Below are 26572 nucleotides of genomic sequence, written 5' to 3'. Positions count from 1 at the left end.
TGTATAAGATTATTGATTACGCTTCTTCACCGATGATTTTTACTTCTGTCTCAAGTAAAATACCGAATTTTTCTTGAACGGTTTCTTGTACATGACGAATGAGCGCGATATAGTCGGATGCTGATGCATTCTCGACGTTGACGATAAAACCAGCGTGTTTCTTTGAGACTTCAGCACCACCGATGCGCGTTCCCTGTAAGTTACTATCTTGAATCAATTTACCTGCAAAATAGCCTTCGGGACGTTTAAAGACACTACCACAAGAAGGATACTCGAGTGGTTGTTTTGTTTCCCGCTTATGCGTTAAATCATCCATGACTTCCTTGATTAGTGCTGGGTCACCTTCTGTTAAAGCAAATCGACCTTCGAGGATGATGTATTCTTTCTTTGAGAAGCAACTCGTCCGGTAACCCAGTTCGAGTTCATCATGCGAAATATTTAGCAGTTCGCCTTGTCGTGTCAAAACAGTCGCACTATGCAAGCAGTCTTTGACTTCACCGCCATATGCGCCTGCATTCATGATCAAGGCGCCACCAATCGTTCCTGGAATCCCGCAGGCGAATTCGAGCCCGCTGAGTTGGTGTGCGTAAGCCACACGAGAAGCTTCGATGATTGCTGCGCCACTTTGAGCGACGAGTTCATGTCCTTCGACCGAGATGTCAGTTAACTTCTCGAAAGAGAGGACAATACCACGAATACCGCCATCACGGACGACAAGATTCGATCCATTTCCAAGCAACGTCAATGGAATATCTTGTTCGTAAGCATATCGGACGACAAAAGCCGTTTCTTCATAAGAGGTCGGAATGATAAATAAATCTGCGATTCCCCCCATTTTTGTATACGTATGATTTTTCAAAGGCTCATTAATTAGTACGGACTCTTTTGAAATTCCTTCATATAGTCCCGTCATTACTTGTTCAGTCATTATGGTCTCAGTCCTTTTCGTGAATTCCTATCCAGCGCTCATGCGCTCAAAATATATTTTAACATTAATCGTGTAGTCATTGTTCAACATACTGTTCCCAAAATACCGACTTATGCCGGGAATTGCAAGCAGTAGAGAGTGAATGTCATCGATTAGTAATGAAAAATGTCATACGTAGAGCATTGTCATGAAGAGGAATGAAGCGAAAAGAACTCGGGAAAAGAGAAGTATAAAAGGAGGCGATTTTGATGGAAAGTGAACGTTTATGGATGCGACCATTCGAAGAAGCAGATTTCGATTTTTATAAGTCGCTTGTCCAAAATGAGCGCGTCATGCGCTATATCAACGGTGGTGTTGCCTTAAGCGAAGAAGAAGCAAGAGAATGGTTTGAGCGGCAATTAGAGCGCTATTCGGACGAACGACAAACTGGATTTTTGCTGTTATTTAAAAAGGAAACGAACGAGCCGATTGGTTTCGCAGGTTTACTCATCCAAGAAGTCGATGGAATTGAAGAATTAGAAGTCGGTTATTGGCTCGAACCAAAGCATTGGAAAGTCGGTTATGGTCGTGAAGCGGCAAAGCACTTAATGCTGGAGGCATTCAATCGAGGGCATGATCGGATCATCTCCATCATTCATCCTGATAATCATGCTTCCCAAAATGTCGCACGAGCGAATGGGTTGAATTGGGAAAAAGATACGATTTTTAGAGATATACCTGTCACTATCTATGCAGGACAATTATCGCGACTTTATCGTCACTAAAAGAGGAGAGTTTTTATGTACGAATTTACGTTCGAGTCTTTTCATCACATGACACCAGATACATTGTATGCACTCTTGAAACTACGAACGGATATCTTTGTCGTCGAGCAGAACTGCGCTTATCCGGAATTAGATGATCAAGATCAACAGGCAACGCATCTGATTGTACGCGACGAGAGTGATCGAATTGTAGGATGCCTTCGGATGTATGAGCATTCGAAAAAAGGAACGGCGATTGGACGGGTAGCCGTTCATCGTTCTCATCGGTCTGTTGGATTGGCAAGACAAATGATGCAACGAGCAATGATTCATTTACAAGCAGAATCTGCGATCTACTTACAAGCACAAGCACACTTAGAAGGGTTTTACGGATCGTTTGGTTTCCGAACTGTATCCGAACCTTATTTAGAAGATGATATTCCTCATGTGGATATGCAGTTTCACGTAAAGGATTAAAAAAAAGACTTCACGTCGTCGTTGAATGAGCCGATGAATAAGTAGAATGAACTTTTCTCGGAGGTGGATCAGTCATGAAGAAAGTGCTGGTCATTTGCGCTCTTAGTTTAATCGGTATCTTGTCTTTAGGGGTCGGCATTTCGTATGCCCAACTGCAAGGAAACTACCGTGATTCCGAACAAGAAATAATGAAGATTCTAGAGCGGCAACATGATTTATCGGCTTCCTCCTTTCTTGAAGTGCGCGCATCCTTTTCTTTGCAACATCGACAAATCATTCACGTTCGCCTTCGCGGCGAGCCAGCCATCACATATGAATTCATTCAACCAAAAGATGAAATCGAATATCATGGGTCTGTCGGAACAAGTGTTGAAAAGACAGGGAAACAAGATGCCGTCTTTCGAAACGCTTCTCTAAAAGTCGGTAAAAAATAAAAAATGGAGGATCTTCCTGAAACGACGGAAGATCCTCCATTTTTTGCTTTCAAGACGGTAGGATATTGCGTACACTACGAAGAGATACTGAAATGAGGAGGTCGAGGGAATCATGTGGAAACCCTTTACGAAAAACCAATCAATTGTACCGGCACTACAAGCCTTCAGGGAACTTGATGTCGAAGCATTTCGAATACATGTTGCCCAATTGAATGTTGTGGAACAACAAGCTTTACAGTTTATTAAACGATCATTAGAGCTAGATTCGCCTGCTCATTTACAATTAGCGCTTGAGATGAAACAACCACTCGTCGAAGTTGATCGTCTTTTCCAAACGCTCGTTACTTGTCAAAATCGTCACCAATTACTCGAGATGCTACTAGCATACGGTCTTGACGTCAATCAAGTCTATACACTCGAAGGGCATCGCTCCATCGTCAGGCAACCTCTTCACTTTCCGGTAGGTCTATATGCAGCGCGCCACGAAGAGTTATGGGCACTTGTTGCTGAAGAGTTAGATTTCACCTATACGATACAACTTCAACGCAGTGATCAATTCATGGAGACGCATGAATTAAATCTACTTGACCTCGTCTTATTACTCGATATCGAAGAAGAGTTGACGATTCGAGTGCTTGATCAGCTGTGCGAATGCAAGGCGACCGTTGGGCTTTCAGAACGATTACAACGCCCTGCTTCACCGTTGTTATTTAAGATAATTGAGATGGATGCTTATCTTCCGACATTTATCTACGCTAAACACTACTTTCCGTTCTATGCGTTAATTGGCCGGCAAACAACGCTATTTCCCTCTTTATTAAATCGTATAATGCAGGAATCTATTGCTTCTGAAGTGAATGAGGATGCATTGCTCGCCTTTCATAACTATCACCCTGGACTTGCTTTAAAACAGGGACATACTTATATCGAGCAATTATATGAAATGGGGTTATTGCTTCGTGATCAAGGTGGAGTAGATTTCAACCGAATCGATGCTGAATACGTCTTATCTGAATATGATGAAGTGATTAAGCGATTATGTCGTTAACGAATTAGTTGTAACTTGAAATGTATGCCAGTGAGAAAAAAGTTGAATATCACAAAATGTACTTCTTTGATAGAGCCTCAACACGTCTAAGTTTGTAGAAAAGAACAGTGTTTCGAATGTTTTGATATTTATTTTAAATAGTTTAGCTTGAAAGGTATCAAGAATCCGCCGACCGTATCCTTGATATCTCAATTCAGGCAAGCAAGTAATTTCAAGAAGACGAATCGAACGACCGTGTTTTTGAAAGAGAAGTGTACCAATTACTAATTGTTGATCATAAACCAAATAAGGTATCGTATTCGAATGTACCCATTGTTCTAGATGTTCAGAATGGTAAGGAAAAAGATACTCACATCCTTTAATGGAAGTGTTACGAAGTGTAAGATACTGTTCTTGATTACGGGCATGTATAGGTTGAAAACGCAGCGTAGCAACGCGATCATTTGAAATTCCGATTAATCGAAATTGTTCAGAAGAGAGAATGTAGCCAAGTGCTTTCCAAATGGATGATAATGCGCCATCTTGAGGCGGAACGATTTGTACTTTAATTTGTTTAGCACCCTGATAAATAAGATACTCATGTAAATATTTTGCAAGATGATAAAATGCGGAGATATTTGAGTAGGCACCATTCATCAGACAAACCATGTCATTTGTAATATGATAACTAAGCGTAGCATAGACGTGATCGTTTTTAAGATAAACAAATTGGTGATCTTCGAGTGGTTGAAAAAGAAAAGTATTTTGTGGCCACTGGTTATGTTGTAGAAGTTGATGAACGTATCGCTTTTGCCTACACGATAATTGACTATAAGGTACAATGAACAAATCATATTCCTCCTCTAGATAAATGAAATGGTCTTTATAACTATTATTTTACAGTAAATTAAAGGTAAATATATATTATTTTTAAAATGAAAAGTAGATGGATTATTTAAGAAAATGAGGTTAGTTGAATATGAAGTATATTTGGGTTGTGATTGGCTTATTATTTTTTTTTATCAGCGCAAACACAATAGTAGGAGAAGCTAAAGATTACGATGAATCAGTTACAAGTACATCAACGACATATGGCAATTATGGAACAAAAGATCATATCATCGTTGATCGAAAAGAACCGATCTATGAAGGATTCGATTCACCGAACGATATGGCGTTTTTATTTGCTTGTATCGCTTTACTGGCGACGGTTGGGCTTGGAATCGTCAATGCTTCTGATTGAGATGAATCTGCCCTAGACTATTAGAAATCAACAAAAAGTAAGTGGCGAGTACATCGTCACTTACTTTTTTTGTCCGTCACATATGACTAGGAAGAGAATGTTCCTAGAAATGAATTCGCTTTTTTCGACCGACACGTGCCATTCGTTCATGCTCTTGTTCGAGTCCAGCACGCTCGAGTAAATCGAGATAATAGCGAAAAGGAGTCGAACGATGTGAAAAGTATGGAATATACTCTGTGAAAAGCATCGTTTCTGCTCGTTCTAACGCTCGTAGTGAGATCAGGGCATGCAGTTCCGCGAAGCGAATTTCTTGATAGGTGGACAAAGCATCTGCATCGATCCGAACATGTGATTGTAGTTTTTTCGCATGCGTATTCAGGCAGTTGATATACGCTTCTTGGTGTTCTGCTGTCTCGCAGTGTGCAAGTACAGCAAGCAGGAGATCACTTCGCTCCGTATCAACGTCCATCGGTACTTTCAAAGCCGTGTAGAGGGCACGATCCATCCACTCGACACCATGACTATCATTTTTATAATAGCCGACCAATTCTTTAAAGAAGTCGACTTGCGAGACTTTTAATAATCGAAAGGGATCATTACTTAAAAATAAAGGTTCTTCCCCGGCAGCTGACGAAAGAAGAAAGAAAAATTCTTCAAAAGCAATCCGAGTTCCATTTTTTCGATGGGCATAGTGGCGTAAATGCTTGAGCAGGCGCTTCGCGGTGATATACCAATTCTTTTGTTCGCGAAGTGGTACGATCGGATTTGGCTCAAGGTACTGTAAGTCGTATGCTAATTGAACGAACCGTTCCGTCTGAGCAATCGTCTGTTCGACAGTTGGTTGTTCTTGTTCTTTTTGCAAATCTTTGTACTTCATGAACTGTGTCAACATGGCATCAAACTCTTTTTCTTCGATGACTTGTCTCGGGAGTTGACGATAGATTTCGACGATGATATCGCGAAGGGTCGTATCGCCATACTGTTCCAGTAAGAGCCGTAGTTTCCGTATTCTCATGATCGCCCTCCTTCGCAAAAAAAGCACAGCACGACACTATTCATTTCCCGCTTTTTTCATAAACCGAACCTCTTCATTTGCGCTTTTTAGTCAGAGACGACTATCTTAAATAAGAAAGCTACTTACAGAAGGGGACGATTACTCATGAATGAAACGATTCAACATTTACTAAACCATCGGTCAATCCGGAAATTTAAAGATCATCAATTAGATGAAAAGACGATTGAAACACTGATCCAGGCCGCGCAAGCTGCCTCGACGTCTTCTTACCAACAAGCGTACGCGATCATCGGTGTCGAAGATGAGGAATTAAAGCGGCAGCTGGTCGATGTCGCAAGTGGTCAACAATACGTTGCAGAGAATAGTTATTTCTTCGTCTTTTGTATGGATTATCATAAACATACGTTGGCGGCAGAACTAGCAGGAGGCGACGTAAGTCGGACGATCGAGACAACAGAGGCACTTGTTGTCGGTGCTGTCGATGCCGGACTAGCAGCCCAGAACTTAGTCGTAGCTGCTGAGTCACTCGGATACGGAACGGTCTATATCGGTTCCCTGCGAAATGATGCCCGTCGCGTCAGCGAATTGCTACATCTTCCGGACCATGTCGTACCATTGTTTGGAGTTGCCGTTGGTCTTCCGGATCAACAACCCGGTAAAAAACCCCGCCTTCCGATGGATGCGGTCTTCCACCGGAATACGTATACTGATGACGATACGATGCGTGAACTACTGACTCAATATGAAGAGTCGACGTCATCGTATTACGGAGAACGGACTGGTGGTCAACGGACAGAAGGGTGGGTCAAACAGATGGCTGCCTCGATGCACGAACCGAAACGGACGTATCTCCGCGATTTCTTGAAAGAGAAACAGATTGCAAAAGATTGATACGGAGGTATCTGAATGGCAGAACATCAACCACACCGCTCCCGCTTGGAGCGCCGACGCTTAGAGTTAGAAGAGCAGGCGAAAGAAGAAGAAGCATTCTCGTCGGAAGAACCAATCGCTCATGAACCATTCGAGAGACGACAGGAACCGGTGACGTATCATCGCTATGTCGAAGAGCAACCACGAGATCGAAAAAGTTCATCGCGTCGTTCCGGGAGCGGCGTACTCAAGCAGATGGGACAGATGATCGGTCGCGCTGGTTCACGGTTATTTGCTAGCCGAGAACGCTCGAGACGTTCGAGGACGGCTGACCGGTCAGAGCGATCCGTACAGACGAATGCTGATGTATCTTCGCGAGAAGCTCAGCCTAAAAAAATCAAGAAAAAACGTCGTTTTAAACGAAAGGTTATTGGACTATTCTTGCTACTACTGATTGCGTTCGTTCTTTTTGCATCCCAACCGTTTACGTTTTTACTGATTGGTAGTGATGCACGACCAGGGGAATCATTGCGTGGGTCACGTTCGGATTCGTTGTCGGTCATGCAATTCATTCCACTTTCTCGAACGATTCAATTGACATCGATTCCTCGAGATACGTATACACCAATTTCCTGTGAGAATGGAAAAAAAGACAAAATTACACATGCTTTTGCTTTTGGTGGCGAAGAGTGTACGCAAGAGGCTGTTTCTGGTCTACTCGATGAAGAAATTGATGGGAAGATCGTTATTTCCTTTGATAGTTTCATTGGATTAGTGGATCAAATCGGCGGAATCGACCTTGTCTCGACAGGAACATTCTCTGAGCAGGATGCGAGTGGGAAAGCAAATCAGTATTCATTCCAGAAAGGGAAGGAATACCATATGGATGGCGCGATGGCACTTGCCTATTCGAGACATCGAAAAACAGATAATGATGGAGCACGTGCAAATCGTCAGTCCGAAGTCATACAAGCTGTAGCGACACACTTATTGAAACCGACTGGGTGGTCAAAAATCCCAGCAGCGCATACGTATATGAAAGAAGAGATGAATCTCGATTTGAGTGTACGTGAGATGGCAACAGCAGGGTTATCTCTTGCCTTGATGTCAGAACGAAAACATTATGAAATTGAAGCAGTGAGTCAACGACTGAACGGAATTTTCTATGACCTACCGGATGAAAAGGCGTTGCAAGAACTACGGGACCGTCTCGATACGACATTCTATGGAACATTGAAGAACTGAAGTGGAGGGGTTTCTCATCGGTCATTGCGGGTATAAATTGATGTACGTTGCTCCTTTAGTGGATCGTTTAAGTGATGTCTGAAATCGATGATTTTCGGACACGACATCTTAACATTCCACGAAGGTGACTAACTTATCGAGGAGGGACCCCCCATATGAAAGTACTAGTCGTAGGTGCATCCGGTACGATTGGAGCGCGCGTCGTCAAATCACTTGCCAAGGGTCATCAGGTCACGGTCATCGTTCGTCACGAACATTTGGTGGAACGATTCGAAAAACTCGGTGTAAAGGCTCATTATGTCGACATCGAAACAGAACTCGAAAAAGTCATTGAGCACGGAGTCGCAGGACAGGATGCAGTCATTTGTGCGGCAACCGCAGGAGTAGATGGTGAAGCGACAGAAATTGAACTGCTGGATCGGACGGTTGCCTTAAAAACAATCGATGCAGCGAAAAAAGCGCGTGTCCGTCACTTTGTGTTATTGAGCGCTTATGGTGCAGATCGACCTGAGCAATTTAAGAAAGATGTCTATCCGTTCTATGCTGCTAAAAATGCTGCAGAAGAACAGATTGAACATAGTGGTTTGACGTATACGATTATTTGTCCCGTAGCCATCACAACAGGTGAGGGGCGTGGTTTGATTGAAGCGGATGAAGATTTAAAGGATACGAAGGACGCGACGATTTCGGAAACGGATGTCGCATCGATCCTCGTTGCATCTGTCGATAATCGATCGGTATTCAATCGACGTCTAGAAGTCAAGGAAGGAAAGACGTCCTTGAACGAAGCTTTAGGTGGAGCAGAAGCAGTCGGTAGCGTCAAAGATAATCGTCAAGTCAAAAAACAACTACCACGTTTTAACTAACGGTTGAATCGTTTAAGAAGTCAATCCTATAAAATGTAGCGAATTCTTTTGGCATACGATGCAGAAGAGTTCGCTTTTTTGTTGATAAAAGAAGAAGGACGAAAAGAGGAAGTCTGCTACACTTAACAAAGAAGGAGGGGGTTAGATGTGAAAAAAACGCTGATCTATCTGATCCTAGCGATTGCGGTCATTGGTATTGCCTACCAAGGTTATCGTACATATGACGAAAAGCAGTCGAAAGTGGAACAACAACAAAAACAAGCATCGCAAGGTGGTCTAGAAGTAGGGATGAAAGCCCCAAATCTATCCTTGCGACAAGAAGGAAAAACCATCAATCTAGACGAAATCAATCATGATGTCTTTGTCATTAATTTTTGGGCGACGTGGTGTCCACCTTGCAAACAGGAGATTCCAGAACTGAACGCCTTCTCACAACATACCGATATACCGGTCTACGGAATCAATGTCACGACTTCAGAGCGACGTGTTTCGGATGTCGCGGATTTTTTGAAGCAAACACCTGTGGAATATCCTGTGTTATATGATCGGGAAGGAACGTCTGAGGATGCGTATCGTCTTGTAGCAATGCCAGCAACCTATGTATTAGACCAGAAAGGAACGATTCTCGCGAAACACGTCGGTCCTGTGACGGAACAGATGTTAAAAGAGATGGTGAAACGAACAGGAGGATGACGATGGAACTCCGATGCCGCAACTGCTCCTTTCAACAAACATTTCAACTCGGTCAACTAGATGGGTGGCCAACGTTTCCTGCTCTCTTGACGCAAGGGGTCGAAGCGTTCATGACGGGTCTTCCTCTTTGGTTCGTCCCTTCAATGCATGAACCGATCCTACAACGGGCGTATTTGGATGACTGGAATCGTTTTCGCTTAATTCAGCACTACCAGCTTCACCAAGAAGAATTAGCGGATGGATGGGTACCACATCAATTAGATCTATATCATTGTCCGACATGTTCCCGGTTTTCGAATCGCTTTTGGTGTGCATTGTTCTTGCAGCTCGATGTCGTCGAGCCACATTATGAATGTCCACATGATCAGACGGTGTTGGAACGAATCGAAATATCTGATATTCATCACTTTCCTTGTCCATCTTGTTGCGATCACTCCCTATATGTTCGGAGATAAAGCAAAAAAGCCATTCGTTTCATGAAAGACTGATGAGAGAAAATTCTTCTCTATAGTCAATACACGAGATGGAATGGCTTTTTATCGATCATCAACCCATTTGCCGAAACGAAAATGTCTGAAAGGAAGAGGGTGATGAATTGCTGACATCTAACGTATAAGTTGTACCGTCAAAGATAATCGTATCGCCTAACCGTGCTTCAGGTGGTAAATAACGTCGTGGAATGAAACTTGAACCATTTTCCCACAGTAGGACAGCGTATTTGCCATCAAGTCGCTCCAGCGTACCACGTTTGATCATATTAACTCCTCCCACAATTACATCGAAGTCATTCCTTGGTCGAACAGGAATGTACTCTCTCTCTATCATTCTCTGTAATTTTTATTCTTATGTTTGGTATATTCCCAGTTCGTTTCATCTTTACACATGATTCTTAAAAAAAACGCGATTCCAAGCCGTTTTCGTCTCAAATCTGACGTATTTGATAAGGAATAAAGAAGATAGCGGTCGGAAAAAAAGACCCGATATATCATATCGGATCTCTAACATGAGAATTGACTTAAGAAGCGAGTGTCTGTTTCGTTTCGATTTTCGTCGGACGAAGAAAAGCAAGCAAGAACGTAAACAATGGTGAAAGAAGTAAAAAGAATGCGAACGGGACGTATTCGGTTACTGGGACACCAAGAGTAGAAGCGAAGAATGCTCCAGAAACTCCCCACGGAATGAGTGGATTGACGAGTGTTCCACCATCCTCGAGTGAACGAGAAAGGAAACGCGGATCAATCTGACGCTCTTCGAAAATTTTCTTGAATGCTTGACCCGGTAGCAAGATGGACAAGTATTGTTCCCCAGCCATCAAGTTAACACCGATCGATGATAAGGCAACCGATGAGATGATGCTACCATCGCGTTTCAATCGGGAAACCGTCCGTTCAATGACGACATCGATGACACCGATACCACGCAAGACGCCACCGAAAGCAAGGGCGAGCATGACGAGTGAAACCGACCACATCATCGATTGCAATCCACCTTTAGTAATGATTGCCGTAACAGTCTTACTAGACGATTCTAATTTTAAACCATTCTGAATGACTGCCATCCAGTTCGAGATGCTCCAGTTTCCTTGTACGAGACCTGTTAATAGTAATCCACTCAACACACCTGCAATGAGTGTTGGGATGACAGGCATCTTACGTAGCGCTAACACCATGACGAGCAATGGTGAAAGCAATGTCCAAGGTGATAAGTCAAACAAACGAGCTAACTCTTGTTGTGTCGTTTGAACAGCAGATGAATCGACAGTACCACTACTACGTCCAAAGATGAAGAATAAGATGAACGTAATCGTGATAGCAGGAATCGTCGTTCCCATCATGAAACGAATATGATCAAATACGGAAACGTTAACGATTCCCGGTGCAAAATTCGTTGTGTCCGATAAGGGTGACATCTTATCTCCGAAACACGCACCACTGATGATTGCTCCTGCTGCAAGTGCCGGATTGACGCCTAGTGCAATCGCGATTCCCATTAAGGCAACACCGACCGTACCGATTGTTGTAAAAGAACTACCCGTAAAGGTCGAAACGACCATCGCGATCAGAAGCGCACTTGGAGCGAACCAAGTCGCTGAAAGTGTAGATAAACCAAAATGAAGAAGGGTCGGCACTGCGCCACTCATCATCCAGACCGCGATCGTCATACCGACGAGTAGCATGATCAAGATGGGTTTAATCGCTTCCCGAATACCTTGAATCATATGATGTTCGACGTCTTCGAACTTAAAACCACGGTAAACGGCATATCCTGAGACGAAAATAAGACTGGATAAGATGGCAAGATGCGGTTCGGCTTTGGCACCGAATAACGCGGACAATAAAATAATGATGCTGATTCCTAGGATAGCTGCGGATTCACGGAATGACATGCGCATGCTTCCACCTCCTTAAATGAATATGAAAGTATAATAGCTCTCTGTTGCTAACACGCTTTTATGCACAAAAGCATTGAACAAACGTAATACTAACGAATATTATGGATGGCGTCAACCATAAGCGTTTCTATAAAAAATATAAAAAATTATAAATGTGGCGATTTTTTGTCGTAAACGCTTTCTTTTTTCCTTCAAATCTTGCACAATAGGAAGTATCAAATGACATTTTTGTGAACGATGAGGAGGATACATATGTTTACACTGATTTTTGTGGTAGTCGTTGCGATTATGGGTGCAGGTGTATTTGGAATTGATCATCTCGTAGCGCAACGTGCTGAAAAGCGTTAAGCAGATAGAAGTAAAAGAAGCGTTGAAGGGACTGTCTTCTATAAGACAATCGCTTCAACGCTTCTTTTTTGTGTAAAAACTAATAAAAATTCAATTGACAGTATAAATATACATATGTTTAAATCGGTATAACATTCTTCGAAGGGGAGCGGACAGATATGAAATGCACCATTATTGGAGTAACAGGATATACCGGAATTGAGCTGATTCGGTTGTTAGAAGCACATCCTTCTTTTGAAATCGTCTGCTTAATGAGTGATTCGATGGCAGGTGAAGAGATGAATGACGTATTCCCATTCATGAATAAAAAAACATACTCATCCTTAACTTCTTTCTCAATAGGAAATCTTATAGAAACAGAAACAGAAATGGTCTTCTTAGCAACACCGAGCGGAATCTCAAAACAGTACCTAGAACAACTTCAAAACTGGTCCGGTTACATCATTGATTTAAGTGGTGATTTACGACTTCCGTCTGACATATATGCAACGTGGTACAACAAGGAACCAGTAGCTGTGGACATACAAAAAAAAGCAGCTTACGGATTACCGGAGTGGAATCGTCAAGCTGTCGCGGCAAGTAAATGGATTGCGAATCCGGGCTGTTACGCGACAGCAGTTTTGCTCGGACTGACACCATTCTTAAAAGAGAAAAAAATCGATCCATCTCAAATCATCATTCAAGCTTCTTCTGGTCTAACGGGGGCTGGCAAAACGTTAACGGCACAAACGCATCATGTCCATTCCAGCGAAAACGTTCGTTTGTATAAAGTGAATCAGCATCAGCACATTCCGGAAATTGAGCAGGCACTTTTCGAATGGACTGGATCATCGGATCCGATCACGTTCTCGACCCAACTACTACCGATCAATCGAGGAATTATGGCGATTATGACGGTCCAGCCGTTGATTGATTTATCGGAAGCGGAGTGGCGATCCTGGTTGATTGACCAGTATGCAACGGAACCATTCGTCCGAATCCAACAGGCTGATCCGGAAATCAAGTCCGTCGTCGGGAGTAATCACTGTGATTTGACCGTCTATAAGGATGATCGGACAGGGCGCGTGACCATCGTTTCAGTCATCGATAACATGCAAAAAGGAGCTGCCGGACAAGCCGTTCAAAATGCCAACATTTTAGCAGGATTTGATGAAATGTCTGGTCTGACCCAACAACCGATCTATATTTAAATACTTTGAGATGAAAGAGGAGGAACGCCTGTGTGGCAAGTACAAATAGAGACCCCATTGACGATCACGACACCGAAGGGATTTCAAGCTTCAGGGGTACACGTCGGGCTAAAGCGAAAGCGGAAGGATCTTGGTTTGATTTGGTGTGAGGAAGGCGCAAGTGCCGCAGCTGTCTATACGACGAATCAGGTGCAAGCAGCACCGATCACTGTGACGAAGCAAGCGTTACAGGCGTCACAAGGACACATTCATGCAGTCCTCGTCAACAGCGGAAATGCGAATGCCTGCACAGGAGAACTTGGTCTATCACATGCGTATACATCCCAACAAGCGTTAGCGACCCACTTCGGAATTGCTCCAGAACAAGTCGCGATTGCTTCAACAGGAATCATTGGTCAACCGTTAGCCATTGATACGTTACTGGCAGGTATTCCACAGCTGATACCTACAAATGACAAGGATGCCGCGAATGATTTTGCCCATGCGATCCTGACGACCGATACCGGTACGAAATCAGCTGGTCAACAATACATGCAAGGGGATGTTCAAATTTCAGTATGTGGCGTGGCGAAAGGGTCAGGGATGATTCACCCGAACATGGCAACGATGCTTGGGTTCTTGACGACCGATGCAACGATTGAACCGGATGTCTTACAGACACTATTACGCCGGACGATTCATCGGACGTTCAACTGCATTACCGTAGATGGTGACAGTTCGACGAATGACATGGTGATGATTTTAGCGAGCGGAGCTGCAGGAGGAGCAACGATCGTTGAAGGGACAGACGAAGCGTTAGCATTCGAACAGGCGATCGAAACGGTTTGCCAAGATTTAGCGAAACAGATTGCGCGGGACGGGGAAGGTGCGACGAAGTTGATCGAAGTGACGGTAGACGGAACACAAACTGATGAAGTAGCGCGGATGATCGCCAAACAAGTCGTCGGATCGTCTCTCGTCAAAACAGCCATCTTTGGGGAAGATGCGAACTGGGGACGAATCATCGCTGCAGTTGGCAGTATCAAGGAGCCGCTCGATGTCTCGAACGTTGATATCAAAATTGGCTCGCAGTGGGTGTTGCAACAGAGTATGCCTGTCTTATTCGATGAAACGGTTGCTTCGAAGGATTTGGCACAGCAGGACGTCCGGATTCATATCGATTTGCATGACGGTACAGGACAAGGACACGCCTATGGTTGTGACCTGACATACGATTACGTCAAAATCAATGCGAGTTATCGGACATGACGAAACGAAAAGTCATCAAACTAGGTGGTAGTGTCTGGGAACAACTTGATACACGATACTTTGAAGAATGGAAAGCATGGGTCGAAACAGGAAACGAACTATTGATCGTCCATGGCGGCGGACCACTTTTATCTAGTTACTGCGAACAAGAGGGCATCCAACCCGTGTTTCGGGACGGTGTACGTGTGACGACGGATGGTGTCTTACTTGGGGCAAGACGCATTCTCGCCGGTGAAGTTCAATCCGGTATCGTCCAACAATTGAATCAGGCAGGAATACCAGCGGTCGGGATGAGTGGTCTAGACGGTGCGAGTGTCCATGGTAAAAAAGTCAAAGGACTCGGGGCAGTCGGTCATATCACACACATTCATCCACGATTGTTCACGGTATTAAGTACGAATGGTTATGTGCCCGTCGTCACGTCTCTCGTTACAGGAGAACAAGGTGCCTTGAACAGTAACGGAGATGCATGTGCCATTGCAGTCGCAAAAGCTTGGTCCGTCGATCGATTCGAATTGTTGACGGATGTCGAGGGAGTAAAAGTAAACGGTGACTATCAATCGGAGATTACCTATGCAGCGATCGAGGCAGCAATAGCGTCCGGGGAAATTTACGGTGGGATGATTCCAAAAGTTGAAGCGATGATGCAGGCAGCGCAACATGGCATACCGGAAGTCATCATCCGATCGGGAAAAAACGTAGCGGCTATCGGGACACGAATCAAGGAGGAATTACATGAGCGCACTACTGCCCACTTATCAACGTACTAATGTGGAATTGGTCAAAGGACAAGGGTCGATCGTTGAGGATACGACAGGAAAAACATATCTCGATTTCATCATGGGGATTGCTGTTTGCAACACGGGGCATCGGCACCCTTATATTCAGCAACGACTAGAAGAACAATTGAATCAGATTTGGCATACGTCGAATCTATTTCAAATTGCGCAACAAGAGCGAGTAGCGCAGCGATTAACAGAAGACAGTCATCTCAGTCATGCCTTCTTTTGTAATAGTGGTGCGGAAGCGAACGAGGCGGCGTATAAACTTGTTCGAAAATGGACAGGGAAAACGGAGGTCATCACGTTCAAACAATCGTTCCATGGGCGAACGTTTGCGATGATGGGCGCGACAGGACAGGAGAAAATCAAAGCAGGATACGGAGAGATGGTGAATGGATTTAAACATTTACCATTTAACGATATGGAGAGTTTAGCAGAAATCACGGAACAAACAGCTGCCGTTTGGCTTGAAATCATTCAAGGAGAGGGTGGTGTCGTCGTTGCAGACGATACGTGGCTTGAGACATTGATGGAACAGGCGAGATTGTATGACGTCAAAATCATCGTCGACGAAGTGCAAACGGGTATCGGTCGAACGGGATCTCGTTTTGCGTTTGAGCAGACACCACTAATACCAGATATCATCACTCTTGCGAAAGGACTTGGAAGTGGGCTTGCAGTCGGGGCATTACTCGCAACGGCAGAGGCGGCTGAAGTGTTTACGCCTGGTTCTCATGGCTCGACTTTCGGTGGGAATCCGCTTGCGATGACAGCTGCAGAAGCAACACTTGATCTTTTATTGAGTGAGGAAGTCATGGCGGATGTTCAAGAAAAAGGAGAATTTTTGCGCCAGCAATTGACACAAAGCTTACCAGATACGATTGTCCGCTCTGTTCGAGGGCGCGGTTTGATGATTGGCATCGAGTGTACGATTCCTGTTGCATCGCTCATTGACGCTTTACGCCAAGAGGGTCTTCTCGTCGTCTCGGCTGGTCCCTCTGTCATTCGTTTGCTGCCATCGCTGTTCGTAACAGAACAGGAACTCATGCAAGCGGTCGAAAAAATACAACTTGTTTGTCAACAGGAGGTTATCGTATGAAACAATCCGGAAAACTAACACTTGCGAACGGAACGACGTTTACCGGTTCGTGGCAAGGAACAGCACCTGTCAAAGGAGAAGTCGTTTTTTTCACAGGGATGACAGGATATCAGGAAGTCCTGACGGATCCGTCTTATCAGGGACAGATTCTCGTCTTCACGTACCCATTGATTGGACAGTACGGCATACAAGTGGAGGCTTCAGAAAGCAAGCAGGTCCAAGTCGCTGGAGTCGTCGTCCAAACATTAGCAGAGGACGGGGAAGGGACATCACTTGCGAGTTGGTTAAGCGAAGCGAACGTTCCCATCCTGTCGGGAGTGGATACTCGTTCCCTTGTGCATCTGTTACGGACGGAGGGTGACCAGTTTGGTGACATGATGCAAGAAGACATGACATCCCTTGAGACTATAGACACAGCGTATATCGCCTCCGTCTCGACGACGTCAGATATCGAATACGTACCGGAAGTGGAACAAGGACATGTCGTCTGTATCGATTATGGTGTGAAGCAATCGATGATCGACGCCTTGCTTGAACGACATATGCGGATAACAGTCGTACCGTATGATACGACACCAGAACGGATTCAAGCGCTTGCACCGGATGGTCTTCTGTTTTCCAACGGACCCGGTAATCCGACACAACTCGATCCATTTCTTTCAGGAATCCGTGAACTAGCGACGAGCTATCCGACGCTCGGAATTTGTATGGGGCATCAAGTCCTCGCTCATGCGTTCGGCTGTACCTTATTAAAACAACATCATGGGCATCGTGGGGCAAATCATCCCGTTCGTCACTTAGCGTCTGGACAAGTGTTCATGACGTCTCAGAATCATGGGTATGCCGTTGATGCCAAAAGTATCACAACATCTGAAATGGAACTCGCGTACGAACATATCAATGATGGATCCGTCGAAGGATTGATTCATCCTACTTTACCAATCATGACAGTCCAATTTCATCCAGAAGCGAGTCCGGGACCGACAGAGGCGATGGTCGTCTTCGATCAATTCGTAAATACCGTATTACATCAGGAGGTAGCATATGTGGGATAAACAGAAAGTACTCGTCATCGGTTCGGGTCCGATCGTCATCGGGCAAGCAGCAGAATTTGATTATTCCGGCACACAAGCCTGTCAGGCGCTTCGAGAAGCGGGATGCGAGGTCATCTTAATGAATTCGAATCCGGCTACTATTATGACGGATCCGAGCACGGCAGATCATGTCTACATTGAGGCGATGACTCTTGAAAAAGCAACGGCTATCATCGAACAAGATCGACCATCACACCTTCTAGCGACGGTCGGTGGACAAACGGCACTCAATCTTGCAATGTCACTCGAAGAAGCAGGAGTGCTAGAACAATACGGTGTCGAACTTCTCGGAACGTCACTTGAGACAATCCGGGACGGCGAAGACCGTGAGCGATTCAAGCAAAAAATGATTGAACTGGCGCAACCACTTCCGGAAAGCCAAACGATCGAGTCGCTAGCAGAGCTTGAAGATTTCATGGCAGTGCATGGTGTACCACTCGTCATCCGCCCCGCCTTTACGCTCGGAGGAACGGGTGGTGGCATTGCCTTAACGAAAGATGAAGCCCGTCTGTTAGCACAAAACGGTCTACAAGCGAGTCCGATTTCACAGTGTCTGGTTGAAGTAAGTATCGCGGGTTATAAAGAAGTTGAATACGAAGTCATGCGTGACAGCGCAGATACGACGATCATCGTCTGTAATATGGAAAACATTGATCCCGTCGGCGTCCATACCGGAGACTCGGTCGTTTTTGCACCGATTCAATCGATTTCGGATCGGATGAATCAACAATTGCGCACGGAAGCTCGTAAAATCGTGTCGCATCTCGGTGTGATCGGTGGATGTAACATCCAGTTCGCGATCCACCCGACGGAAGAACGCTATTTCGTCATTGAAGTCAATCCACGTGTCAGTCGTTCTTCAGCACTTGCTTCAAAAGCGACCGGGTATCCGATCGCGAAATTAGCGACGCGTCTTGCGCTTGGCGAACGACTCGATGACTGCATCAATCCTGTTACGAAGGAAACCATGGCAAGCTTTGAACCGACGATGGATTACATCACGGCAAAAGTACCATGTTTCCCATTCGATTTGTTTGCTAGCAGTGACCGGACGCTTGGGACACAAATGAAGGCGACCGGTGAAAGCATGGCGATGGGAAAAACGCTAGAAGAAGCATTGCAAAAAGCATGGCGTGGTGCAGGAATCGAACAAGCTCCTCTTTATCCAACATGGATGAAAACAGCTGATATCAACGCGTTATGGGAAGAAGTGATGGCGCCGACAGATCGTCGATTGCTTGCAATGCTCGCGCTACTGGATCGCGAGGTGACGACCGTCGAAAAACTTGTCGAGCAGACGAAGGTGCAAGCCTTATTCGTCAAAGTACTCAAACGACTCGTCGATCAACAATTAAAAATCAAAACGACAGATATCTCTTCTATCAAAACTGCGAAGATGATGGGCTTCACGGACGAGCAGATTGCATTTTTGACAGGTGTCAGTTCTGTAGACATCGAGCACTTACGGAAAGAGCAAGGCATCACTCCTGTCTATCACATGATTGATACGTGCGCGGGAGAGTTCAAGAGCACAACCCCTTATTTCTACGGAAACTGGAGCGGACAGACGGAAGTCATGGCATCAACGAAAAAGAAAGTCGCTGTGATCGGTGCTGGACCGATTCGAATCGGTCAAGGGATCGAATTTGATTATTGTTCTGTTCACGCCGTGCGTGCGCTACAAGCATCCGGTTACGAAACGATCATGATCAACAATAATCCAGAGACGGTCTCGACCGACTTCGAAGTCGCGGATCGCTTGTATGTCGAGCCGTTGACACTCGAAGACGTCATACATGTGCTAGAAGCAGAAGAGTGCCAAGACGTATTAGTTCAGTTCGGAGGACAAACGGGGATTGCTCTTGCGGCGGGTCTTGAGCAAGCAGGCTATCACCTTCTTGGAACGACAGCAGATGTCATTGATCAGATGGAAGACCGTGAGCGGTTCTATCAATTTTTAGACGACATCGGTGTCGATCGAATTCCGGGACAAGAAGTCACGACACACGAGAAAATGACAGAAGTTGCAACAACAATCGGCTATCCTGTCATGATTCGTCCTTCTTATGTCATCGGAGGAAAAGGAATGCATATTATTCACAACCAACAGCAGTTAGAGGCAATCGCTTCAGAATTGTCATTCCCTGTCCTTGTGGATGCTTATCTTCAAGGAAAAGAAATCGAAGTCGATTGCATCACGAATGGAACAACGACGTATGTTCCAATTTTGATGGAACAATTGGAACGGGCAGGGGTTCACTCTGGAGACTCGACGATGATTTTACCACCCGTATCGCTCAGCGCTACTGTTCAAGACGAAGTAGCACGGATTGCACAGATGATCGGGCAACAGATGGCATACAAAGGAGCGTTTAATATTCAATTCGTCCTGCATCAAGACCAGGTCTACGTTCTTGAGATCAATCCACGGGCCTCTCGGACATTGCCAATCGTCGCAAAAGTAACGGGTCAACCGATTTTACAATGGGCAGTCCAAGCAGCAGCTGGACAAGCGATCGAACTACCGACGGAACAGACGAAACTTAATTTCCATGCCGTCAAGACACCTGTTTTTTCAACACTGAAACTACAAGGAGTCGATCCTAAAACCGGTCCCGTCATGCGTTCGACAGGTGAAACCCTTCAATGGACGACAGATGGATTCGCGTTAGAACGGTTTATCTTCGACGAGACGACGAAGCGTCATTTGACGACAAGAGACATGATCGTTGCGGGAGCAGATACAGAAGCATTCGGAATAGGCGTACCGTTAGATGAAACGATTGATTGGGCAAGTTGTGCCATCTTCTATTCACACGTAACAGAAGAAAAAGCGAGTCGCGCAGCAGCGCTGGCTGCTGGGGTACAAGTCTTAACAGAACCGGAACTAGCGCACTATCATTTACAAGCGACAGAACAGCAGCCTTATGCTGTGAAGCCACTTCATACATGGACACAACCAATCAAGGAGGAAGTGAAATGAAGACGATGCAACAACTGCAGCATTTTTTGACGATGGCGGAACTGACACCGGAAGCACTTACTGATTTATTGGTCCTCGCGAAAGATATCAAACAACAACCGAATAAGTATGAAGAGGTGTTGAAAAATAAAAAAGTAGCGCTCTTGTTTGAAAAGGCATCGACACGGACGCGTTTATCGTTTGAGGTGGGCGTCGTCGAACTAGGAGGGCATCCAATCGTTCTAAGTGGCGCGGATATGCAGATCGGACGGGGCGAGCCGCTCTCGGATACGATTCAAGTCATGAGCCGTTATGTCGATGCACTAATGATCCGGACATTCGGTCATGACATCGTCGAGACGCTTGCTACGCATGGCACGATTCCAATCATTAATGGACTGACGGATTTGCATCATCCTTGCCAAGTGCTCGCTGATTTGCTAACGATTGAAGAAACGTTTGGAACACGGGCTGGACAGGTTTTGACGTATATCGGAGATGGGAATAACATGGCGCATTCATTGATGATTGGTGGAGCACTCAGTGGTATGGAAATCCGGATCTGTACACCGGCGGCCTATGCTCCCGATCCACAAGTCGTTCATGAGGCACAGGTCATCGCAAAGGAGACAGGAGGGAACATTGTCGTCTTAACGAGTCCTGAAGAAGCAGCGAGTGGTGCTGACATCGTGTATACGGATGTCTTCGCGAGCATGGGACAAGAAGAAGAGGCGACGATGCGTCTTCAAGCATTTGAAGGATATCAGGTCAACGCACAGATCATGGATCAAGCAAATGACGCAGCTATCTTCCTGCATTGCCTGCCCGCACATCGGGGAGAAGAAGTCACGGCAGATGTCATCGATGGCAAACAGTCTGTCATCTTTGATCAGGCTGAGAATCGTCTTCATGCACAAAAAGCGTTACTCGTCACATTACTTGGATAATCACAAAGACTCGGTCGTCTATATTTAGCGACCGAGTCTTTTCGTTTGAGAGAAGTTAATCATAATGGCGTCGGGCTAATCGTTCTTCCTGTTCTCGTTTGACTTGTCGCTTATTTTTTTCGTGCAGGCGTTTCATGAAAGAGGTTGTTTGCCAAGAAGGAGCCCAGTCGGATTCTTTTCCGGCACGGAGTGCAAGAATATAATCATAGCTTTGATGAAGTCGTTCAATCATCTCCGTTCGGACGTCACAAATATGACCGTGTCCGGGGATCAACAGTTTGACTTCATATTCGTAAATGAACGATTCGAGTAACTCGAGCGTCGTCAAATACTCAGCGGAATCATGTTCAATCAAGGGGATTTCAACGTCGGAAGCGTAATCACCACAGACTAATAAGTGGAGTGGCATGACGATGAAGGAAAGATGGGTCGCTTCATGACCGGGCGTCAAGAAGAAAATCAGTTTCGTTTGACCGATTGTCAACGTCGTCTCCGATTCATGGATGACATGCGTCACGTCTGGAAAGAGAACGGGAGAGTCGATGTAAAATTCATCGTTGAAGTCTTGAACGGCTTGGAGTGCTTCCTGTCGGTCGACATCGATGAACGGTTTAGAAGCGATGACGATGGCATCCGTAAAGGCATAGGCACCTAAAATATGATCAAAATGAGCATGCGTATAGACGATGTATAATGGTCGTTCACGACGCACAATTTCGACGTCTCGACGAATCGTTGCAATCTCATCGGGTAACCAGCCAGGGTCGACGACGATCAGACAATCAGGCGTCTCGATCAATGTTGATGTCGTTTTCATGAGTGTACTTTGATAAATCGTTACGCCGGGCATTTTCATCTGAATCATACGAATCCTCCTTTACGAATCTCTATCTATATCGTTGTATACCCATAAATTCGCTGGAATCATCAGCAGAACAAATAAAAAAGACGACTCGCACGTCGCGAGTCGCCTGCCCTCTAGAGGGAAATGGTCCTAGACCTATGTTATGTCATAATTGGAGCGGGTGAAGAGAATCGAACTCTCGTCATCAGCTTGGAAGGCTGAGGTTTTACCATTAAACTACACCCGCGTATTGGCTACATGAAATATAGTAGCATAGCAAAGAGGTCATTTCCATAACTTTTATGAAAAAAAGCAATTTCTTTTAAATTTCAGTGTACAATAATACTAGTTAATCGTTTCCACTGGTAATCTTGATTTGTAATATGGGTAATGTTGGGTAGAGGAGAGAGTGTCTGGTGAATGAAGTTCGAGTTTGGAGCGAACAGACGATGGGAAAAGGATGGAAGGCGATTTGCCACCATCAATTCGATCGTCATCGCTTATTGATAGGAGAGTGGTTCCATAACGTAGGTGTACTTGCTTTTTCCATCAATCAAGATGCGGATTTGTTACCGGATGTCCTTCCAAACACATTCGATCTGCCGCTCGTCTCGGAACGTATGCAACGTGTCATTGAAGCATACGCGCCTTTTTCTGTACAGTGTCTCAAGGTACATCTTGAGACGAAAGACGGAGTGGTTCCGTACTATCTTCTCAATCTCTTATCTGTCAGTCGAATCGAATATCTACATACGACGGATGTCTTCCGTCCGATCCCGAGACGACGTGTCTATTTTTTGACAGAGCGACGGATCAACGATTCGATATGTCCGCACCACCTGATGCGAGATGAACGCACACAGCGCATGTTCGTCTCTGCTCAGCTCGCTCGACAATTCGAGTGTATGGCTGTGACGGGTATCCACTTTGAAAAGATACAACGAATGGAGGAATTTAAATGAAACAGTACACAGTCGATCATTGGATCACGTTAGAATATCCAAAGGTATTTGAATATCAAGAAGAAGAAACGTACGTCAGTTTTTATTCGACGGATGAAAATGCAATGGGTACGCTACAGTTATCCATTTATGAATCAGATTCTGAAGAGCTGACACCGTATGAAGCAGCAGAACAAGAAATCAACCTGTTGGTTGAAGAGTTCGGAATTGAACTGACGGGAGCACTTGAAGTTCGTCGCAATTCAACAAAAGAAGCGTTGCTCGCAGTAGATGGAAAAGAAGAAGATATCTTCTTACGGATCTATGCTTACTCGGACGGGGAACGGTTAGTTCTGTTGACGTACTCTGCAGAACGCGAGACGCTTGAGATCGAGGAAATCGAAGCAATGATTTCTTCATTGACTTGGATTCAATGAGGTAAATAATAGAGATGGAAAAAGGCGGCGGATCGTTAGGATCCACTGCCTTTTTTGTATCGGTCGTTAGGTCTTAAGAAGAACGGGAAGACGATCGCGCGGTTGCTGGATTGACTTGTTTATTCAACCAGCTCGCGATATCGGCAAAAACACGAATTCGTTCGAACTCATGGAAGAGCTCGTGACGCAATCCACGATAAATCGTCAGCTGTACAGCATCAACGCGGACACGGTTATACATGTCAAACAAGTGATGAATCCCTTTGCCGTCAAACGCCACCGCGTCATCGCCACCTGCAATCAGCAGAAGAGGTAAATGACGTGGGTGTTGATAGATGGAGGCAAGCGCATTGACGAGTTTCGTTGCTTGCAGTAGCTCATAGAAGAAGCCGAGTGTAACCGTTTGACCGGACAACGGATCAGCATCATAACGCATGACGGATTGCGGATCCGAAGATAACCAGGCATTTTTAGAAAGTGCCGGGAAGAAACGTAAATTATAGCGTCCGAAAACGAGTTGTCCAAATCGCTCAGCTGGGTGGGTCGCTGACATCTGGTTGATCTGACGCTCGACGAGCTTTTCACTGATATTACCGAGTAACCCAGTACTAGTCGGAGGACCGCTAGCGATGACACCCGCGACCGAATGACCGAGTGTTTGACCAATCCGGCGAGCAATCAAGGAACCAAAGCTATGACCGAAAATGAATACAGGTAATTCCGGGTAGCGTTCTTGGATGTCATACACGAGCTCTTCAGCATCTTGCATCAATTGTTTAAATCCGTGATTCGGCTCAAGGTGTCCGAGCGTTCCGAGCTGTGCTGCACGCGTCCCGAAGCAGCGTAAGTCTGCAATGATCGTATGGTAATGATGAGCATAGAGAAATTCGGCAAATTCCTCATACCGTGCCCCATGCTCCATCATCCCGTGAAAGACGATCACAACGCCTTTAGGATCGTGCGCTTCGAGACTATGCAATGTCGTTGTATAGCCGTCAGAGGCTATCCAATGTGAATGATCAATCGTCATGTAACTCATCCTCTCATCAAGAAAGTCCGAATACCTGTCCGTCTTCTGAGACGCCCATGTGGAAGGCGGCAGGTACTGCAGGTAATCCGGGCATCGTTAATACATTCCCAGTCAGTGCGACGATGAATCCTGCACCAATCGATGGTCGAATTTCGCGAACCGTAATCGTGAAGTCTTCGACACGACCGTACCGCGCAGGGTCATCGGTTAACGAAAATGGTGTTTTTGCCATACAAATCGGTAAATCATTCAATCCCATCTCTGTACACCGCTCGAGTTCACGTAGCGCTTTGGCTTCAAAGTGAACATCTGCTGCGCCATAGACATGTTTCGCGATCCGTTCGATTTTTTGACGGAGCGGTAATACGTCAGGATAGAGTGGGCGGAACTGACTTGGCTCCTCAAGCGCTTGCATGATTTCGGTGACGAGTGCTTCACCACCGGCACCACCCTTACTAAAGACCTCACTTTCTGCCACACGAATATTGCGTTCCTGACACCATGTCAAGATCATGTTCCGTTCAGCTTCTGTGTCGGTGAAGAAACGGTTCAAGGCAACGACAGCAGGGACACCGAACAAGTTCATCGTCTCGACGTGTTTTTCAAGTAAAGCAAGACCATCCGTTAAGGCAGACAGATTTTCTTCACTGAGTTGCGTTTTGTCTACTCCACCATGCATTTTCAAGGCACGAACCGTAGCAACGATTACAACGGCATCCGGATGGAGACCACCAATCCGTGATTTGATATTGAAGAATTTTTCAGCACCTAAATCAGCTCCGAATCCTGCTTCTGTGACGACGTAATCACTCAGTTTCAGCGCAGTTTGTGTGGCAATCAAAGAGTTACAGCCATGTGCGATATTTGCGAATGGACCACCATGAATCAGTGCGGGTGTTCCTTCGACCGTTTGAACGAGATTCGGTCGAAACGCATCTTTTAGGAGTAACGTTGCAGCTCCCGCTGCCTGAATGTCTTTGACTGTTATAGGTTGTTGATCGTACGTATAGGCGACGACGATGCGACTCAGCCGTTGTTCGAGATCCATAATCGAGTCGGCGAGACAAAGAACAGCCATGATTTCAGAAGCGACTGTAATATCGAATCCTTCTTGACGAGGCACACCATGAGCAGGACCACCGAGACCAATCGTGACTTGGCGTAGGGCACGATCGTTCAAATCAAGAACCCGTTTCCAGACGATGCGACGCGGATCAATCCCAAGGACATTTCCTTGATGCAAATGATTGTCGAGTAAGGCACTGATCGTATTATGAGCAGACGTGATTGCATGCATATCACCTGTGAAATGCAGATTGATCTCTTCCATCGGCAAGACTTGGCTATAGCCGCCACCACATGCGCCACCTTTTAAGCCCATCGTCGGACCGAGTGAGGGTTCGCGCAAACAGATCATCGTCTTGTGTTTGGCCCGGTGTAACGCCTGTCCGAGTCCTACGGTAACGGTCGATTTCCCTTCACCGGCAGCCGTTGGATTGATCGCAGTGACAAGAATCAGTTTGCCGTCAGATTTTGTTGCCAACCGGTTCAGCAGCCCGTCTGTCAACTTCGCTTTATATTTTCCGTACGTATCAAAATCCTCTTCTTGTAAACCAATCCGGTCCGCAATTTCTCGAATCGGTCGTAAGACGGTTTGTTGTGCAATTTCTAAGTCAGAACGAATGGTCTTTTCCATGGTATCGACTCCCTCTTTGAT

Annotated in this window: 27 protein-coding genes and 1 tRNA gene; 19 read left to right on the top strand and 9 right to left on the bottom strand. The window is 45.4% G+C overall.

From position 1 onward, the window contains the following. Positions 1 to 16 precede the first annotated feature (16 nt). Positions 17 to 928, bottom strand: coding sequence for a UDP-N-acetylmuramate dehydrogenase (gene murB / locus ADM98_RS03400; RefSeq protein ID WP_053452264.1), 912 nt, complete (start codon positions 926 to 928; stop codon positions 17 to 19). A 248-nt stretch (positions 929 to 1176) separates the two neighbouring features. On the opposite strand from murB, the gene ADM98_RS03395 reads away from it, so the two are divergent. The 4 genes from ADM98_RS03395 (at position 1177) to ADM98_RS03380 (ending at position 3630) form a co-directional block, all read left to right on the top strand. Beyond that, a complete protein-coding gene (locus ADM98_RS03395) occupies positions 1177 to 1692 on the top strand; it encodes a GNAT family N-acetyltransferase (RefSeq protein ID WP_053452263.1) in 516 nt (171 codons plus the stop codon). 15 nt (positions 1693 to 1707) lie between these two features. Beyond that, the gene (locus tag ADM98_RS03390; RefSeq protein ID WP_053452262.1) at positions 1708 to 2148 is read left to right on the top strand and encodes a GNAT family N-acetyltransferase; all 441 of its coding nucleotides are present in this window, start codon (positions 1708 to 1710) and stop codon (positions 2146 to 2148) included. Between the two features lie 74 nt (positions 2149 to 2222). Next, positions 2223 to 2582: a hypothetical protein gene (locus ADM98_RS03385; protein WP_053452261.1), complete on the top strand. Its 360-nt coding sequence runs from the start codon at positions 2223 to 2225 to the stop codon at positions 2580 to 2582. A 112-nt stretch (positions 2583 to 2694) separates the two neighbouring features. Then, positions 2695 to 3630, top strand: coding sequence for a hypothetical protein (locus tag ADM98_RS03380; RefSeq protein ID WP_053452260.1), 936 nt, complete (start codon positions 2695 to 2697; stop codon positions 3628 to 3630). Here ADM98_RS03380 and ADM98_RS03375 read toward each other — a convergent pair. Further along, positions 3619 to 4266: a GNAT family N-acetyltransferase gene (locus ADM98_RS03375; RefSeq protein WP_160315910.1), complete on the bottom strand. Its 648-nt coding sequence runs from the start codon at positions 4264 to 4266 to the stop codon at positions 3619 to 3621. The genes ADM98_RS03380 and ADM98_RS03375 overlap by 12 nt on opposite strands. Before the next feature lie 322 nt (positions 4267 to 4588). On the opposite strand from ADM98_RS03375, the gene ADM98_RS03370 reads away from it, so the two are divergent. Beyond that, positions 4589 to 4852, top strand: a complete 264-nt coding sequence (locus tag ADM98_RS03370) for a hypothetical protein (RefSeq protein WP_053452258.1) — start codon at positions 4589 to 4591, stop codon at positions 4850 to 4852. 103 nt (positions 4853 to 4955) lie between these two features. On the opposite strand, the gene ADM98_RS03365 is transcribed toward ADM98_RS03370, so the two are convergent. Then, positions 4956 to 5867: a hypothetical protein gene (locus tag ADM98_RS03365; protein ID WP_053452257.1), complete on the bottom strand. Its 912-nt coding sequence runs from the start codon at positions 5865 to 5867 to the stop codon at positions 4956 to 4958. Positions 5868 to 6011: 144 nt separating this feature from the next. On the opposite strand from ADM98_RS03365, the gene nfsA reads away from it, so the two are divergent. From nfsA to ADM98_RS03340, 5 genes are all read left to right on the top strand, one after another. Continuing rightward, positions 6012 to 6758, top strand: a complete 747-nt coding sequence (gene nfsA, locus ADM98_RS03360; RefSeq protein ID WP_053452256.1) for an oxygen-insensitive NADPH nitroreductase — start codon at positions 6012 to 6014, stop codon at positions 6756 to 6758. A gap of 15 nt (positions 6759 to 6773) precedes the next feature. Next, a complete protein-coding gene (locus tag ADM98_RS03355; RefSeq protein WP_053452255.1) occupies positions 6774 to 7982 on the top strand; it encodes an LCP family protein in 1209 nt (402 codons plus the stop codon). A 155-nt stretch (positions 7983 to 8137) separates the two neighbouring features. Then, a complete protein-coding gene (locus ADM98_RS03350; RefSeq protein ID WP_023467211.1) occupies positions 8138 to 8848 on the top strand; it encodes an NAD(P)H-binding protein in 711 nt (236 codons plus the stop codon). A gap of 147 nt (positions 8849 to 8995) precedes the next feature. Continuing rightward, positions 8996 to 9541: a TlpA family protein disulfide reductase gene (locus ADM98_RS03345; RefSeq protein ID WP_053452254.1), complete on the top strand. Its 546-nt coding sequence runs from the start codon at positions 8996 to 8998 to the stop codon at positions 9539 to 9541. Positions 9542 to 9543: 2 nt separating this feature from the next. Next, complete coding sequence (locus tag ADM98_RS03340; RefSeq protein ID WP_053452253.1) at positions 9544 to 9996, top strand: hypothetical protein; 453 nt, start codon at positions 9544 to 9546, stop codon at positions 9994 to 9996. A gap of 91 nt (positions 9997 to 10087) precedes the next feature. Here ADM98_RS03340 and ADM98_RS03335 read toward each other — a convergent pair whose 3' ends face one another. Continuing rightward, the gene (locus ADM98_RS03335; protein WP_023467214.1) at positions 10088 to 10297 is read right to left on the bottom strand and encodes a DUF3006 domain-containing protein; all 210 of its coding nucleotides are present in this window, start codon (positions 10295 to 10297) and stop codon (positions 10088 to 10090) included. 259 nt (positions 10298 to 10556) lie between these two features. Next, positions 10557 to 11933 carry a Na+/H+ antiporter NhaC gene (gene nhaC / locus ADM98_RS03330; protein WP_053452252.1) on the bottom strand — a complete coding sequence of 459 codons (1377 nt, stop codon included), beginning with the start codon at positions 11931 to 11933 and terminating at the stop codon, positions 10557 to 10559. A 506-nt stretch (positions 11934 to 12439) separates the two neighbouring features. Between nhaC and argC the strand changes: the two genes are divergently transcribed. From argC to argF, 7 genes are read left to right on the top strand one after another with little or no spacing between them, the layout of a single operon-like run. Next, positions 12440 to 13471: an N-acetyl-gamma-glutamyl-phosphate reductase gene (argC, locus tag ADM98_RS03325; protein WP_053452251.1), complete on the top strand. Its 1032-nt coding sequence runs from the start codon at positions 12440 to 12442 to the stop codon at positions 13469 to 13471. Between the two features lie 30 nt (positions 13472 to 13501). Then, positions 13502 to 14719 (top strand): bifunctional glutamate N-acetyltransferase/amino-acid acetyltransferase ArgJ, encoded by a 1218-nt coding sequence (argJ, locus tag ADM98_RS03320; RefSeq protein WP_053452250.1) that lies wholly within the window; start codon positions 13502 to 13504, stop codon positions 14717 to 14719. Beyond that, positions 14716 to 15489 (top strand): acetylglutamate kinase, encoded by a 774-nt coding sequence (gene argB, locus ADM98_RS03315; RefSeq protein WP_053452249.1) that lies wholly within the window; start codon positions 14716 to 14718, stop codon positions 15487 to 15489. The genes argJ and argB overlap by 4 nt, the downstream gene beginning before the upstream one ends. Then, positions 15455 to 16600: an acetylornithine transaminase gene (locus ADM98_RS03310; RefSeq protein ID WP_053452248.1), complete on the top strand. Its 1146-nt coding sequence runs from the start codon at positions 15455 to 15457 to the stop codon at positions 16598 to 16600. The genes argB and ADM98_RS03310 overlap by 35 nt, the downstream gene beginning before the upstream one ends. Next, positions 16597 to 17655: a carbamoyl phosphate synthase small subunit gene (locus tag ADM98_RS03305; RefSeq protein WP_053452247.1), complete on the top strand. Its 1059-nt coding sequence runs from the start codon at positions 16597 to 16599 to the stop codon at positions 17653 to 17655. The genes ADM98_RS03310 and ADM98_RS03305 overlap by 4 nt, the downstream gene beginning before the upstream one ends. Next, positions 17645 to 20677 (top strand): carbamoyl-phosphate synthase (glutamine-hydrolyzing) large subunit, encoded by a 3033-nt coding sequence (gene carB / locus ADM98_RS03300; protein ID WP_082318483.1) that lies wholly within the window; start codon positions 17645 to 17647, stop codon positions 20675 to 20677. Before ADM98_RS03305 ends, carB begins: the two co-directional genes overlap by 11 nt. After that, positions 20674 to 21603, top strand: coding sequence for an ornithine carbamoyltransferase (argF, locus tag ADM98_RS03295; RefSeq protein ID WP_053452246.1), 930 nt, complete (start codon positions 20674 to 20676; stop codon positions 21601 to 21603). Before carB ends, argF begins: the two co-directional genes overlap by 4 nt. 55 nt (positions 21604 to 21658) lie before the next feature. On the opposite strand, the gene ADM98_RS03290 is transcribed toward argF, so the two are convergent. Then, positions 21659 to 22468 carry an MBL fold metallo-hydrolase gene (locus ADM98_RS03290; protein WP_053452245.1) on the bottom strand — a complete coding sequence of 270 codons (810 nt, stop codon included), beginning with the start codon at positions 22466 to 22468 and terminating at the stop codon, positions 21659 to 21661. Positions 22469 to 22620: 152 nt separating this feature from the next. Then, positions 22621 to 22694, bottom strand: a tRNA-Gly gene (locus ADM98_RS03285). 169 nt (positions 22695 to 22863) lie between these two features. On the opposite strand from ADM98_RS03285, the gene ADM98_RS03280 reads away from it, so the two are divergent. Next, the gene (locus ADM98_RS03280; protein WP_235504824.1) at positions 22864 to 23409 is read left to right on the top strand and encodes an imm11 family protein; all 546 of its coding nucleotides are present in this window, start codon (positions 22864 to 22866) and stop codon (positions 23407 to 23409) included. Beyond that, complete coding sequence (locus ADM98_RS03275) at positions 23406 to 23825, top strand: hypothetical protein (RefSeq protein WP_023467229.1); 420 nt, start codon at positions 23406 to 23408, stop codon at positions 23823 to 23825. The genes ADM98_RS03280 and ADM98_RS03275 overlap by 4 nt, the downstream gene beginning before the upstream one ends. A 73-nt stretch (positions 23826 to 23898) precedes the next feature. Here the strand turns inward: ADM98_RS03275 and ADM98_RS03270 are convergent, their stop codons facing one another. Together ADM98_RS03270 and ADM98_RS03265 are read right to left on the bottom strand one after the other, a co-directional pair. Further along, entirely contained in the window at positions 23899 to 24855 is a 957-nt protein-coding gene (locus ADM98_RS03270; RefSeq protein ID WP_082318482.1) for an alpha/beta fold hydrolase, read from the bottom strand. A gap of 16 nt (positions 24856 to 24871) precedes the next feature. Continuing rightward, positions 24872 to 26551 carry a formate--tetrahydrofolate ligase gene (locus ADM98_RS03265; RefSeq protein WP_053452243.1) on the bottom strand — a complete coding sequence of 560 codons (1680 nt, stop codon included), beginning with the start codon at positions 26549 to 26551 and terminating at the stop codon, positions 24872 to 24874. Positions 26552 to 26572: the final 21 nt, after the last annotated feature.

It is taken from the genome of Exiguobacterium sp. BMC-KP (assembly GCF_001275385.1).
Classification (GTDB): Bacteria; Bacillota; Bacilli; order Exiguobacteriales; family Exiguobacteriaceae; genus Exiguobacterium_A.
The sequence above is the reverse complement of the archived record's forward strand: the minus strand, read 5'-3'. Positions and strand labels throughout refer to the sequence as shown.